A 13,794-nucleotide genomic window follows, 5' to 3' on the forward strand; every position below is an offset into this window, starting at 1 on the left:
CACAAACAACCGCGCTCCGCACGTTGAGGCATCCGACCCGAACATCATCATGAGGCCATGACCTCGAAAAGGACCATGACCCCGGCACGGGCAAAACAGGCTTGACTAAGTCCCGCAATTAAAGGGCTGATTGAAAATGCCGGAAATATCGCCAATATGCGCAGTCAAGCCGACAGACGCCCGTGCGGCGAGGAACAATTCCATGAAAAGCAAAGGTCAAGGTGGCCGGGGGGCGACCGTCCACGACGTGGCGAAGCTCGCAAATGTATCGATCGCCACTGTTTCCCGGGTGCTAAACAAACCGGATACCGTCAACAAGGAGATGTCCGAGAGAGTGCTGCAGGCGGCGGCGCAGCTTGGATACACGACGAATTCCGCCGGCAAGGCTTTGCGGTTGGCGCGAACCCGCACCATCGGTACGCTTCTGCCCCGACTCGACGATCCGATTTTCTCGGAATTGGCGCACGGCATACAAGAAACGCTTTTCGCGCAAGACTATGCCGGTTTTCTTCAGACATCCGGTTATGACAATACAAAAATCTTCGATGCCGCCTTGCGGTTATTCAATCGCGGCGCCGAAGGCTTGCTTGTATTCGGTCGCGTTGAGGACGACCGTCTTCTGGAATTTATTGCAAAAAACCCAATTCCCGTCCTGCAGGTCTATTCCTATCTCGAAGGCCACCCCTTGCCCTCGGTCGGCATAGACAACGCCCGGTGCACCCGCAAGATTGCCGAACTCATGCTGCAGTTCGGTCATACGCATGTCGCCCTTATCTCCGGTCCCACCCAGGGCAACGACAGGCAGCAGTCACGCCTGGATACTTATGAAAAGATCATGCGCGACAACGGGCTGGAGACGATCGTGCAGGTCGTTCAGCCCGGCTACACGATCAATGACGGCGGCATGGCTTTCCGCAGGATTATGGAGCAAAACCCGAAGGTTACATCCGTGATGTGCAATACGGACCTGCTGGCTTGCGGCGTGCTTTCGGAATGCCGCAAGCTGGGGATCGAGGTGCCGAAACAGCTTTCGGTCAGCGGTTTCGAAGACGTCAGTTTTGCCCCCCTGCTCTACCAGCCGCTGACCACGCTATCGGTCCCCGCAGGCGATATCGGGCGCCACGCGGCCCGGGCGATGATCGCCAATCTCGAACATGGCGAGAGCCTCACATCGATGCAGTTCGAGGCGAGCCTGATCCTGCGTGATTCCGTTGCGGTAGCCCCGAAGGCATCCGGTCGGGCGGCGTGACGTCGTAGAAAAAGCCATATTGACGACTTTTGAGAAAACGTTTACTTGTCGTTTCATGGGTTCGAGGTCTCGGCCCGACAAACGTCATGGGGATGGCGAGCAATGCGTTTCAGCAGGATGATCAATGTCATCGGCGCCCATGCGGCCGGTGAATTGAACGAGGTGATAACCGGCGGCGTGCTTGCCGTTCCGGGCGCGACCATGTTCGAGAAGATGCAACATCTCGAAAAACACGGCGATGACCTGCGCCAGTTCCTCCTGCACGAGCCGCGCGGCAAGGTCTCGCAATGCGTCAACCTGGTGCTGCCCGCCACCCATCCCGATGCCGATGCGGGGTTCATCATCATGGAATCGGAGTTTTACGTTCCGATGTCGGGAACCAACACGATCTGCACCGCGACCGTACTTCTGGAAACCGGCATGGTGCCGATGGTCGAGCCGGTCACCACCCTGACACTGGAAGCGCCGGCGGGCCTGGTGCGGGTCACGGCGGCATGCGCCGGCGGGAAATGTCAGAGCATCACCTTCGACAATGTCCCGGCCTTCACCATGGCGCTCGACCGGACCATCGAGGTGCCGGGCCTGGGGTCGATGGTGGTCGACGTCGCTTATGGCGGCATGATCTATGTCCTCGTCGATGCGCAGAAGCTGGGCTACGCCATCACGCCGGATGAGGCCGCGGAACTGGTCGAGGTCGGCGAGACGATCAAGCGCGCTGCGGCGGAACAGATCCCGGCGGTCCATCCGGAAAATCCGGAAATCCATACGATCAACCAGACGCTTTTCGCCGGGCCGTTGCGCGAGGAAAACGGCGTGAAGCGCGCGAAGAACACCGTCATCGTCTCGCCGGGACGGCACGACCGCTCGCCCTGCGGCACCGGCACCAGCGCGCGGCTGGCGGTGATGCATGCGAAGGGCCAGATCGATGTCGGGGAAAAATTCGTGCACGAGTCGATCCTGGGTACGGAATTCATCGGCGAAATCCTCGGAACGACCAGCGTGGCCGGTCATACAGCCGTCCGCCCGGCGATCACCGGTTCGGCCTGGATCACGGCCTTCCACCAGTACGTCCTTGATCCGAGCGACCCATTTCCGACCGGTTACAAGCTCGGCGATACATGGAAGACTCCGACCTAGAGACCGGCACGACGGTTTTTCAACAGGCGAATGAGGAGAAATGAGAATGGAAAAGCAAGCCGAAGACCTGGGTGCAAAGGGCGATGTACTGATCCTCAAGCCGGAAGACGGCAAGAATTTCTGGCAGCCGGTGCCCGCCAACGGCCATATCTCGGTGCGGATTTCCCCCGATTCCGTTGGCGTCGAAACGCCGTTCAGCCTCGGAACGCAAACGCTGCCGCCGCAGGGTTATGTCCGCGAACATGCCCATCCTGTCCATGACGAAGTCCTGCATTTCATTTCCGGCCGCGGCAAGGCCGTCGTGGAAGGCGTGGAATATGTGGCCGAGCCCGGCGTGACGATTTTTGTCGGCCGCAACCGCAAGCACATGTTCATCAACACCTCGGCGGACCAGGAGCTTCACTGGCTCTGGTTCATCCAGCCGAACGGCCTTGAACACTTCTTCGAAGAAATCGGCCGGCCGATGGCGCCGGGTGAAAAAGCGCCAGAACCGTTTGCGCGGCCAGACAATGTCCTGGAAATCGAGCAACGCACCGCCTTCGTCGCGGCCGACAAGCTCTAGATCTTTACCGCATCGTCCGGTGCGAAAGCGCGGTCGCTTCGGCTGGACATGCTCGAAACGTCGGGAAGAAACATGCCCACAGTATCGGTATCCGATGGATGCCGGGTGACGTATGACGTCTCCGGCCAAGGCGAAGCCTTGCTGCTCATTCCCGGCCTCGGAGGAGCGGCAAGTTTCTGGAGCGATATCGTTCCGCTGCTTGCGGATCGTTACCGGGTCATCGCGTTCGATCATCGCGGAACCGGCCGCAGCGACCGGCCCGAGGGACCATATTCCATTTCACGGATCGCCGGCGATGCCATCGAAATCCTGAAGGCTGAAAACATCGATGCTGCGCATGTCGTCGGTCACTCGACGGGCGGGATGGTGGCGCAATACATGGCGCTCGATGCGCCCGGAGTGGTAAAAACGCTCGTCATCAGCGGCAGCTGGGAAAAGCCGGATGCCCGCTTCAGGGCGATGTTCGAAGCCCGGCTCGCCGTGCTGCGCGAAGCGGGACCGAGGGTCTACCAGAAGCTGACCCACGCCATCGGTTTTCCGGCGAGTTTTCTCGACGAGAACGAGAAACTGCTGCAAAGGGCGGTCGACAATGCGGCAGCCACGCTGTCGCCCATGTCGGTTGCGGAAGCGCGTATCGAGATGCTCCTGATTGATGAACGGAGCAACGATCTTTCGAAGATAACCGTCCCCGCGCTGGTGATCGGCGCCACCGACGATGCCCTGATCCCCTTTGCCCATAGCCGGACACTGGCGGCAATGATCCCCGGTGCCCGGCTGGCCGTGATCGATGGCGCGCATTTTTTCCCGAGGGTCCATCCGGAGCAATATGCCGAGACGGTGCGGCGGTTCTTGGAGGAGACGCATGAATAGAAATCCCCAAAAGGTCGCCGTCATCGGATTTGGCGCCATGGCCCGCAGTCTGGAGCAATCCTTGAAAAACGCCGGCGGCGATATCGCCGTTGCCGCCGCGCTGGTCTCGAAAGGAGCCGAGGTCGAGCGCGACGGCATCGCGTTTTTCCGTGACGTCGATGCTCTGGTGAAATGGGGGCCGTCGGTCGTCGTCGAATGCGCCAGCCATGGGGCGGTCAGGCACGATGTGCCGGCGCTGTTGCGGGCTGGTATCGATGTGATCGTCGTCTCGATCGGCAGCCTCGGCGATGCCGAGCTGCTGGCTACCCTCGATCTGGCCGCAAGTCACGGCCATAGCCGGCTAACGGTCGTTTCCGGAGCGGTCGGCGGATTGGATGCGCTGCGGTCGGCAAAACTCGGCGGGCTGGATCGCGTGGTGTACACCGGGACGAAGCCTCCGGCCGCCTGGAAGGGCAGCCTGGCGGAAAAACATCACGATCTTTCCGCACTGACGCAGCGAACGGTGATCTTCGAGGGCAATGCCCGCGAAGCCTCGTCCATCTATCCCAAGAACGCCAATGTCACGGCTGCCGTGGCGCTGGCCGGCATCGGCTTCGACGCGACGGCCGTGACCCTCGTCGCCGACCCCGCAGCGGACGGCAACAGCCATCACGTCAGCGCCAAGGGCTCGTTCGGCAGTTTCGACATCGTGCTCCACAACAGGCCGCTGCCCGACAATCCCAAAACATCCTGGCTCGCCGCGCTCAGCGTCGAGCAGGCTCTCCGTCGTCATTTCCAGAGAATAGAATTGTGAGGTCCACCATGCGTCTTCAGGATAAAATCGCAATCGTCACCGGCGCCGGTGCCGGTATCGGCGCAGCCACCGCGGAGGTTTTCGTTCGCGAGGGGGCAAAGGTCGTCGTCGCCGATTTCAACGGCGATGCCGCCAACGCCGTCGCGGCGGCGCTGGGCGAGAATGCCGTCGGCTGCAAGGTCGACGTCCGCGACAGCGCCGAAGTGAAGGCGATGGTCGCGCTTGCCGTCTCGACATTCGGCGGCCTCGACATCATCGTCAACAATGCCGGCCGCGGCATGATCGGTACGGTGGAAACCACCGGCGAGGACGATTGGGACGATATCGTCGCCGTCAATCTGAAAGGTGTCTATCTCTGCTCCAAATACGCCGTACCCGCTCTTCGGGCACGCGGCGGCGGCAGCATCGTCAACACCGCCTCGAACATCGTCACCTTCGGCATCAAGGACCGTGCCGCTTACGTCGCCGCCAAGGGCGGCGTCAGCGCGCTCACACGCGCCATGGCACTCGACCATGCGGACGACAATATCCGCGTCAATTCCGTCGCCCCCGGCGTCATCTGGTCGAATTATTACGACAAGATGCTCAAGGAGGTCGCCGATCCGGACGCTTTCGTCCGGGGCCTCAAGGCCCGCTCGCCAATGGCGCGGGTCGGCCAGCCGGACGATATCGCCAAAGCGATCCTCTATCTGGCCAGCGACGAATCCGCTTTCGCCACCGGATCGATGATGACGGTGGATGGCGGCGCCTCTGCCTGGTGAACCGGCCGCACAATGGGTAATTTTCACGGAACCTGACAATGCTTTTGGAAGAACGGGATTACAGAATACGGGCCGGTTTCCTCGGCGATTTCGTCGATTGCTACATGCGGTTGGGCCTGCCGATCCAGCGCGCGCATCTCGGCGAACCGGTGGGTTTCTTCACCTCCGATATCGGCGAACTGAACCACTTCGTCTCGATGTGGCGTTGGCAGGACTTGGGTGAGCGTACGGCGCGGCGGGAAAAAATGCTCGCCGATCCGGATTGGTCCGGCTACCTCGCCAGCATCAAGGGCCTGGTCGACACGCAGACGATCCGTTTCCTTGCGCCGACCCCCTTCTCTCCCCTATCCTGACGGCCGAAACACAAGGCGAGACACGATGCAATACGTCAAAGAAACGCTGGCCCTGACTCACCCGGGCGCCCTCAAGGCCCTCACGGCTGCCGTTACATTCGCAGAAGAGATGGGGGTGCCGCAGTGCATCTTCATCGTCGATGGCAGCGGTGAAACGATTGCCAGCGTCCGGATGGACGGCGCCAAATATCTCAGCATGCGCACGGCATTGTCGAAAGCCCGGACCGCCGCATCGATCAATGCGCCGACCGGGACCATGTCTTTCGAATTCGGCACGTCAGCCGGTATCGCCTCGCAGGGCGGCGTCACGCCCCTGCCCGGTGGCCTGCCGATCCGCTTCGGCGGAAGGCTTGCGGGGGCAATCGGTGTCGGGTCAGGGACCGGAGAGCAGGATTTTGCAGTCGCACGGGCGGCATTGGCCGCCATCGGTGCCGATCCCCTGTGATCGGCAAATCGCGTTTTTAACATGGCGGCGCGGTGGGCAGCCAGGCCGGGGAACCGTCACCGCATCCGGGGCTTGCGCCTCAGATATCCAGGCTCTCCGGCACGGCCTCGAACACCATCTGGTCGTAGGCCGGCTCTACATGCGGCGGCGTTTCGCGCAGCACCGTCTCGTAATCCAGCGGCACGTGCATATGCGTCAGGATGGCGCGCTTCGGCTTGAAGCGCTCGATCCAGCCGAGCGCCTGCGTCAGCGACAGGTGGCTCGGGTGGAACTGATATTGCAGTGTATCGATGACCAGAACATCCAGCCCATGCAGCTTGCCGATGGTCTCTTCGGGAAAATCGCTGACGTCGCTGCAGTAGGCAACATCGCCGATACGGAATCCCAGCGAATGGATGTCGCCATGCACCTGCAGGTGCGGCCGGAAACAGATCGGACCGCCGGCGCCGTCGATGACGATCGGGGTTTGGATGTCTTCGATGATCCGTGGTTCGACGATCGGCGGATAGTTGCTGCCGGGCGGCGTCTGCAGGCAATAACCGAACCCTTCGCGGATGCGCGCCATGGTCGGCGCGTCCGCGTAAATGGGAATGCGCTGGCGGGCGGTAATGAAATAGCCGCGCAGATCGTCGATGCCGTGCAGGTGGTCGGCGTGGGCATGCGTATAGAGCACGGCGTCGATATGCTTGACGCGGGCGGCGATCACCTGTTCGCGGAAATCCGGGCCGGTATCGATCACCACCGTCGTGGTGCCGTGCGGTCCGGTCTGCTCGACGAGAAAGGCGGCCCGCGTGCGGCGATTCTTCGGGTTATCCGGATCGCAGGCGCCCCAGTCGCCATTGATGCGCGGCACGCCCGGAGACGACGAGCAGCCGAGGATCGTGAAGCGGCGCCGGTAACTCACGGCCTCAGATCCGCGGCAGCTTCGTGAAGATGCGATAGGCGTTTTCGGTGGTGATGTCGCCCATCTCCGCTTCGCTGATGCCCATGGTCTGCGCCAACACCTCGGCGGTGTTGACCACGTAGGACGGTTCGTTGCGTTTGCCGCGCCAGCGTTTTGGCGCCAGGTAAGGCGCGTCCGTCTCCACCAGCAGCCTGTCGAGCGGCACCGTTGCGGCGATCTCGCGCAGTTCCTCCGATTTCGGGAAGGTCAGGATGCCGGAGAAGGAAACGTAGCCGCCGAGCGCGACACCGACGCGGGCAAGCTCCGCCCCCGAGGAGAAGCAATGCAGGATGAAGGGAAAGGCGCCCCTGGCCGTTTCTTCGGTCAGGATCGCCGCCATGTCCTCGTCGGCGCTGCGGCTGTGGATGACGAGCGGCAGGCCGGTCTGGCGCGCCGCCTCGATGTGCTGCAACAGGCCGGCCTTCTGGTCTGCCGGCTTCTGCGTGTCGTAAAAATAGTCCAGCCCCGCCTCGCCGATGGCGACGATCTTCGGATGCGCCGACAGCCTGACGAGATCGGCGGCGGTGACGTCGAGCTCTTCGTCGGCATTGTTGGGATGCGTGCCGACGGAACAGAAGACGTTGTCGTAGCGGTCGGTGATCGCCAGCAGGTCCGGCAGTTTACGAACCCGCGTCGAGATGGTGACGATCTGCCGGACGCCGGCATCACGGGCACGTTCGATGATCTGGTCACGCTCTTCGGCGAAATCCGGAAAATCCAGATGGCAATGGGTATCGATCAGCATCGGTGTCTATCCAGCCCTCAGGCGTCCGTTTCCGGCGGTACGTAGCGCGGAAACACCGGCTTCGGCGCTTCCAGCGGCGTACCCGGAACCAGCCGGCCTGCCTCGCCCAGTGCCGCGAAATCCCTGGCGTCCGCAGGCGCGGCCACGAGGTCGAGCAGCTTTTCGGCGGAGCCCGGAATGAACGGCTGCAGCAGGATGGCGATCTGGCGCACCACTTCCGCCGTGACGTAAAGCACGGTTCCCATGCGCTCCGGATCGGTCTTCTTCAGCGCCCAAGGTTCCTGGCCGGCGAAATAGCGGTCGGTCTCCGACACGACGGCGATGATCGAGGCGAGCGCCCGGTGGATGAGCTGCTTGCCCATGTCGTCGCGGGTCGAGGCCAGAAGCGCATCGGCGGAGGCGAGCATCGTCTTGTCCTCGTCGGTCAGCGCGCCCGGCGTCGGGATCTTGCCGTCGCAGTTCTTGACGATCATCGACAGCGAGCGGCTGGCGAGGTTGCCGATGCCGTTGGCGAGATCGGAATTGATGCGTGTGCCGATCGCCTCTTCGCTGTAGCTGCCGTCCTGGCCGAAGGAGACTTCGCGCAGGAAAAAGTAGCGCACCGGGTCGAGGCCGAAATGGTTCACCAGATTGACCGGATCGACGACGTTGCCGAGCGACTTCGACATCTTCTCGCCCTTGTTGAGCAGGAAGCCGTGGGCGAAGACCCGCTTCGGCAGCGGCGCGCCGGCCGACATCAGGAAGGCCGGCCAGTAGACGGCGTGGAAGCGGATGATGTCCTTGCCGATGATATGCACGTCGGCCGGCCAGTATTTCGCCCTCGGGCCGTTCTTGTCTTCGAGGTAGCCGGTGGCGGTGATGTAGTTGGTCAGCGCGTCGACCCAGACATACATGACATGCGCCGGATCGTTCGGCACCTTGATACCCCAGTCGAAGGTGGTCCGCGACACCGAAAGGTCCTTCAGGCCGCCCTTGACGAAAGAGATCACCTCATTGCGGCGTTCGGCCGGGCCGATGAAGTCCGGGTTTTCCTCGTAGTGCTTCAGCAGGCGGTCCTGGTATTCGGAAAGCTTGAAGAAGTAGCTTGCTTCCTCCACCCATTCCACCGGCGTGCCCTGAGGTCCGTAACGCACGCCATCGGCGCGCACTTCGGTTTCATCTTCCTGGTAATAGGCTTCGTCGCGCACCGAATACCAGCCGGCATAGCTGTCCTTGTAGATGTCGCCGTTGTCGGCCATCAGGTTCCAGATCGTCTGCGACGTCTCGTGATGGCGCGCCTGGGTGGTGCGGATGAAATCGTCGTTCGAGGCATTGAGCATGACCGCCATCGCCTGGAATTCGGCCGAGTTGCGATCGGCAAGTTCCTGCGGGGTGATGCCCTCGGCGCGCGCCGTCTGCTGCATCTTCTGGCCATGCTCGTCGGTGCCGGTCAGGAAAAACACGTCGCGACCGTCGAGACGCTGGTAGCGCGCCATGGCATCCGTGGCGATCAGTTCGTAGGCATGGCCGATATGCGGCTTGCCGTTGGGGTAAGAAATCGCGGTGGTGATGTAGAAGGGCGTCTTGGTGGTCATGATCGGCGTCTTGTCCGGCAGCTTGCGGTTTTTAAAAAATTCAACGCCGCTCTTACTCCATGTTGCCGCCAAGCGAAACAGCAAGTTTCGGTGATCGCCGGCCGCCCTTCGGTTTTCGTCAGGCCGCCAGTTCGCCGAGGATGGAAATGATCGTCTGCTTGCGGTCGAGATTGTAGGCCTGCGCCACGGTCAGCCGCTCGCCGATCGACGACGACAGCCGGGCGAAATGATCGGCGGTGCGGATATCGCCGGAAAGCGCCGCCTGCCGCGCCCGGCCCATGATATGGTCGCCGATATGGCTGACGAAAAATGCGAAGATCGTCTCCGCGTCCTTCGAGGACAGGGCGTCGGCCAGCTTGTGCATCGCCTTGCGCGCCGTCGGCCCCTGCGAGGAGAGAACCTGTTCGAAGGCCGCGACGATATCCATGCCGCCGTAGTTGACGAGTTTCAGCGCCTCGGAGACACTGCCCTGCGCCGCTGCGAGCGTCCGGCCGTCGATATCGAGCCCGAGATGAGCGGTTGCCTGGTGCATGGCGTGGTCGTCGAGCGCCGCCAGTTTCAGGGGCAGGCAGCGGGAGCGGATGGTCGGCAGGAGTTTGCCGGGGGCGTGCGACAGCACCAGGAACATCGCCTGCTTCGGCGGCTCCTCCAGAATCTTCAGGATGGCATTGGCGGCACTGCGGTTCAGGTCGTCGGCGGGATCGACGATGACGATGCGCCAGTTGCCGGTGCCGGAGGTTTGCGAAAAGAATTTGCCGGCGCGGCGGACTTCGTCGACGGTGATCGCCGATTTCACCTTGCCGGATTTTTCGTCCACCGGCCGCGCCAGGTGCAGCAGGTTGTGCGAGGCGCCGCTTGCGATCTGCCGGCTGACGGACGACGCCGGATCAGGATCGGCAAGCCGCTCCGGCGCCGTGGCCGGATTCGGATGGCTGAGCACATGATTGGCGAAACGGAAGGCGAGTGTCGCCTTGCCGATGCCCTCCGGCCCCTCGATCAGGATGGCATGGTGACCCTTGCCGGACCGATAGGACTGCGCCAGGAAGGCCTGCGCCTCGTCATGGCCGAAAAGGCGGGTGTTTTCCGCTGGCGGAATGGCGCCGTCGAGGACGCCCGGTTTGTCTTCGCTCATTGCGCTGCTTCCGGTTCCTTGTGCCGGTCGGCGGGCACGGTGCCGAGCAACGGTTCGACGGCGGCCAGAACCTCGCCGGCGATCACTCCCTGGGCTTGTGTCGCGTCGATCACCTTGCAGCGCTCCGGCTCGGCGGCGGCGATGTCGAGAAAGGCCTCCCGGCGCTTCTCGTGCGTCTCGGTCTTTTCTTTTTCGAAACGGTCGGGCTCGGCGGTATCGGACCCGGCGCGGACGCGTGCCCGCTTCAGGCCGATTTCCGCCGGGATGTCGAGAATGATGGTGCGGCTGGGATAGGTGCCGTTGACGGCGATGCGCACCAGCGTTTCGATGAAATCGGCATCCAGGTTTCCGGTCACGCCCTGGTAGACCCGCGACGAATCCATGAAACGGTCGCAGAGCACGACGACACCCTTGTCGAGGGCCGGCCGGATGACCTGTTCGACATGATCGCTGCGGGCGGCGGCAAACAGGATCGCCTCCATGCGCGTGCCGAATTCTTCCGCCGCACCCGACAGCAGCACATGCCGCACGGCTTCGGCGCCGGCAGAACCGCCGGGCTCGCGGGTTATCAGCACTTCATGGCCACGGCTCGACAATGAATCCGCGAGAAGACGGATCTGGGTCGATTTGCCCGCTCCTTCTCCGCCTTCAAAACTGACGAACAAACCCGATCCTTCAGCCAACGACCATGTCCTGCTTTATGCATAAAACTTCCGGCATCCGACCTGTTTAACCCAACTCTTGCGCCGGCGAAACCGGACACGCCCGGGCGGTTCCGGTTTTACGACCATATATAGGGGCGCGACGGCGCTTTTACAGCCAGAAGAACATCAGTTCCAGAACCGCATCCGTCGCGCGGCTGACCAGCGTGCCCTGTCCCACGGCCGCAGCGGTATAGAGCGGCAGTTCACGCAACAGCCGTTCTCCGGAAAACACCCGCAGCGTTCCCGCCTGGAAACCGTTTTCCACCGGCGCCTTGAGCGGCCAGCGATAGACGATCCGCGCCGCCAGCCGCTCCGGATTGTTTATCGGCACGAAGACATCGACCGGTGCCCTGGCGACGAGATCGACCTTCGACTGCTCTCCGCCATAGACGCTTGCCGCGCCGATCACTTCGCCGTCGGCAAAGATGCGCTTCGTCTGGAAGTTGCTGATGCCCCAATCGAGGATACGCCTGGCCTCTTCCAGCCGCTCCTTTTCGTTCGCCAGCCCGCCCATGGCAAGGAACAGCCGCTTTCCGTCGCGGTTGACCGTGGCGACGATCGAATACCCCTCGCCCTCGGCAAAGCCGGTCGCAAAGCCGTCGACACCGATGTTGGCGCCGACCAGCGGGTTGCGGTTGCGCTGGCGGATCTTGTTCCACTCGAATTCCGCCTGGGCGTAATAGGGGAAAAATTCCGGGTAGGTCGATTGGATGTGGCGAGTGAGCGTCACCAGTTCGCGCATGCTGATCTTGGATCGCGGATCGGGCAGGCCGGTGGGATTGGCGAATGTCGCTGATGGCAGGCCGATCTCCCGCGCCCGCTTCGTCATCCGCTCGGCAAAGGCGTCTTCCGAACCGGTCATCCCTTCGGCAAGAATGATGCAGGCGTCGTTGGCGAGTTGCACCGTCACGCCCTGGATGAGATCGAGCACGCTGACGCGCGATTTCAGCGCCGCGAACATGGTGGAGGTGCGCGACGGCGCCCCGCCTGTCCGCCAGGCGTGTTCGGACACGGCATATTCTGTCGTCGGCTGGATTTCGCCCTTGCGCAGCGCGTCGAAGACGATTTCCATCGTCATCAGCTTGGCAAGCGAGGCCGGCGATACCGGCACGTCCTCATCCTTGGCGATGATCACCGTGCCGGTCGAAGCCTCGATCATATAGATCTGCTTGGCCTTGGTTTCGAACGCCGCGCCATTCGGCGCCGTCGCGGCAAGCGCCGGACCGAACCAAAGCAGGCAGATGACCAGAAACTGCAGCACTGTCCGCATGGCGATTCCCGTTGAGCGACTGTGCCGATTTAAAACAACCGGAGGCGCGGTGCCAAGCAAAACAGCACGCCTTCAGCGCTGTTGCTGCACCTGCCGGCGGTTGACGGAGGCAAGGATGGATTGCTGCGTCAGGCCGTCATTGCGCTCCGTCACCGCATCGAAGGCGAGCTGGACGGTGACGACGGGGGTCTCGGCATAAGCAGCGGCATAACTTGCGCCGGGAACCATGAGGAACTCCGGTCGCTCCAGCGGGAAAGGCCCGGTTTCCGGCAGCACCACGAACTGGTCGAAGGCCGCGGTCGCATTCGAATTGACGGTTGGCATCACCTCGAACGCCGCGCTCGGCGTGTCGCCGGCCAGGCTGGTGCGCGTAGAGCTGCTGGCGTCGAGCGCGCGAACCTGGTCGCCCATGCTCTCGTTGGAGGCGACCATGACGCCCGACGCGATCTGGCCTTCCGGATTGACGCCGCGGAAACGGTCGCCCTTCTTGACGTAGGACGCCATCAGATACGGCATGTCGTGGCCGTCCATGCGGGCCTTGCCGACATATTGCACCCGCACCTTGCCGGTGCCGCTGTGTTTCAGGTCGAGCATGTCGGCGGTCTTGCTCGACACGTCGATCAGGCGGCCCGGATGGTAGGGGCCGCGATCGTTGACGCGGACGATGATCGAGGTGCCGTTCTCGACGTTGGTGACGCGCGCATAGCTCGGCAGCGGGAAGGTCGGATGCGCGGCGGAAAGATGGTCGAGATCGTAGACCTCGCCGTTCGCCGTCAGGCGCCCGTGGAAGGCGGAACCGTACCAGGAGGCGATGCCCACCTTGTCGTAGCCGAAATCCTCGCGCGGCACGTAGGTCTTGCCCTTCACCACATAGGGTTTGCCGACGAGATAGCGGCCGCCGCCCTTGGGGATGTTCTTGCCGTAGGCAACGCGCGGGCTGGCTTTGACGCCATATTCCTTTTCGGAAAAATATTCCTTGCTGCGCGGCGTCGGCTTTTTCGGCTTTTCCTTGACCGTGCCACAGGAGGCCACGCTCAGACATAGAACCGGAATGGCAAGCCACTGCCATCTCCGGGAAAGATCCGCCACACTCAACTTTAACGCCATCTGTCCCAAACCGATACGCTACGCATTACTCGACGCGCCGTCCGCCTGATCGGTACGGCCCGCCACCGTCTGCCATCAGGCCTCTAACAGGTTCTTAAGCATGATAATAACGTGGCGGAATTGCGAACGAAATACGGTTTTGGGACAGG

15 protein-coding genes are annotated in these 13,794 nt (G+C 62.4%); 8 read left to right on the plus strand and 7 right to left on the minus strand.

The window, feature by feature from the left end; all coding sequences use genetic code 11:
- Positions 1 to 136 precede the first annotated feature (136 nt).
- From DEM27_RS26305 to DEM27_RS26340, 8 genes are all read left to right on the plus strand, one after another.
- Positions 137 to 1,249, plus strand: coding sequence for a LacI family DNA-binding transcriptional regulator (locus tag DEM27_RS26305; RefSeq protein ID WP_128755575.1), 1,113 nt, complete (start codon positions 137 to 139; stop codon positions 1,247 to 1,249).
- Positions 1,250 to 1,351: 102 nt separating this feature from the next.
- Entirely contained in the window at positions 1,352 to 2,386 is a 1,035-nt protein-coding gene (locus tag DEM27_RS26310; protein WP_109461226.1) for a proline racemase family protein, read from the plus strand.
- Positions 2,387 to 2,432: 46 nt separating this feature from the next.
- Positions 2,433 to 2,948, plus strand: coding sequence for a cupin domain-containing protein (locus tag DEM27_RS26315; RefSeq protein ID WP_109461227.1), 516 nt, complete (start codon positions 2,433 to 2,435; stop codon positions 2,946 to 2,948).
- 72 nt (positions 2,949 to 3,020) lie between these two features.
- Positions 3,021 to 3,818: an alpha/beta fold hydrolase gene (locus DEM27_RS26320; protein WP_109461228.1), complete on the plus strand. Its 798-nt coding sequence runs from the start codon at positions 3,021 to 3,023 to the stop codon at positions 3,816 to 3,818.
- A complete protein-coding gene (locus tag DEM27_RS26325) occupies positions 3,811 to 4,611 on the plus strand; it encodes an aspartate dehydrogenase (RefSeq protein ID WP_109461229.1) in 801 nt (266 codons plus the stop codon). The genes DEM27_RS26320 and DEM27_RS26325 overlap by 8 nt, the downstream gene beginning before the upstream one ends.
- Positions 4,612 to 4,619: 8 nt before the next feature.
- Positions 4,620 to 5,372, plus strand: a complete 753-nt coding sequence (locus DEM27_RS26330; RefSeq protein WP_109461230.1) for an SDR family oxidoreductase — start codon at positions 4,620 to 4,622, stop codon at positions 5,370 to 5,372.
- A 38-nt stretch (positions 5,373 to 5,410) separates the two neighbouring features.
- Positions 5,411 to 5,725, plus strand: coding sequence for an NIPSNAP family protein (locus DEM27_RS26335; RefSeq protein ID WP_109461231.1), 315 nt, complete (start codon positions 5,411 to 5,413; stop codon positions 5,723 to 5,725).
- Between the two features lie 25 nt (positions 5,726 to 5,750).
- The gene (locus DEM27_RS26340; protein WP_109461232.1) at positions 5,751 to 6,170 is read left to right on the plus strand and encodes a GlcG/HbpS family heme-binding protein; all 420 of its coding nucleotides are present in this window, start codon (positions 5,751 to 5,753) and stop codon (positions 6,168 to 6,170) included.
- Positions 6,171 to 6,249: 79 nt separating this feature from the next.
- On the opposite strand, the gene DEM27_RS26345 is transcribed toward DEM27_RS26340, so the two are convergent.
- The 7 genes from DEM27_RS26345 to DEM27_RS26375 all read right to left on the minus strand — a co-directional run bounded on the left by DEM27_RS26345 (position 6,250) and on the right by DEM27_RS26375 (position 13,645).
- Positions 6,250 to 7,074, minus strand: a complete 825-nt coding sequence (locus tag DEM27_RS26345; protein WP_109461233.1) for an MBL fold metallo-hydrolase — start codon at positions 7,072 to 7,074, stop codon at positions 6,250 to 6,252.
- Between the two features lie 4 nt (positions 7,075 to 7,078).
- Positions 7,079 to 7,858: a TatD family hydrolase gene (locus tag DEM27_RS26350; protein ID WP_109461234.1), complete on the minus strand. Its 780-nt coding sequence runs from the start codon at positions 7,856 to 7,858 to the stop codon at positions 7,079 to 7,081.
- 17 nt (positions 7,859 to 7,875) lie between these two features.
- Positions 7,876 to 9,432: a methionine--tRNA ligase gene (gene metG, locus DEM27_RS26355; protein ID WP_245446133.1), complete on the minus strand. Its 1,557-nt coding sequence runs from the start codon at positions 9,430 to 9,432 to the stop codon at positions 7,876 to 7,878.
- A gap of 118 nt (positions 9,433 to 9,550) precedes the next feature.
- Positions 9,551 to 10,564, minus strand: coding sequence for a DNA polymerase III subunit delta' (locus tag DEM27_RS26360; protein ID WP_109461235.1), 1,014 nt, complete (start codon positions 10,562 to 10,564; stop codon positions 9,551 to 9,553).
- Positions 10,561 to 11,247, minus strand: a complete 687-nt coding sequence (tmk, locus tag DEM27_RS26365) for a dTMP kinase (RefSeq protein ID WP_109461236.1) — start codon at positions 11,245 to 11,247, stop codon at positions 10,561 to 10,563. The genes DEM27_RS26360 and tmk overlap by 4 nt, the downstream gene beginning before the upstream one ends.
- Positions 11,248 to 11,377: 130 nt before the next feature.
- Positions 11,378 to 12,511 carry a D-alanyl-D-alanine carboxypeptidase family protein gene (locus DEM27_RS26370; RefSeq protein WP_420028859.1) on the minus strand — a complete coding sequence of 378 codons (1,134 nt, stop codon included), beginning with the start codon at positions 12,509 to 12,511 and terminating at the stop codon, positions 11,378 to 11,380.
- Between the two features lie 99 nt (positions 12,512 to 12,610).
- Positions 12,611 to 13,645 (minus strand): septal ring lytic transglycosylase RlpA family protein, encoded by a 1,035-nt coding sequence (locus tag DEM27_RS26375; protein WP_109461238.1) that lies wholly within the window; start codon positions 13,643 to 13,645, stop codon positions 12,611 to 12,613.
- Positions 13,646 to 13,794: the final 149 nt, after the last annotated feature.

It is taken from the genome of Rhizobium album (assembly GCF_003122325.1).
In the GTDB taxonomy this organism is placed as follows: Bacteria; Pseudomonadota; Alphaproteobacteria; order Rhizobiales; family Rhizobiaceae; genus Metarhizobium; species Metarhizobium album.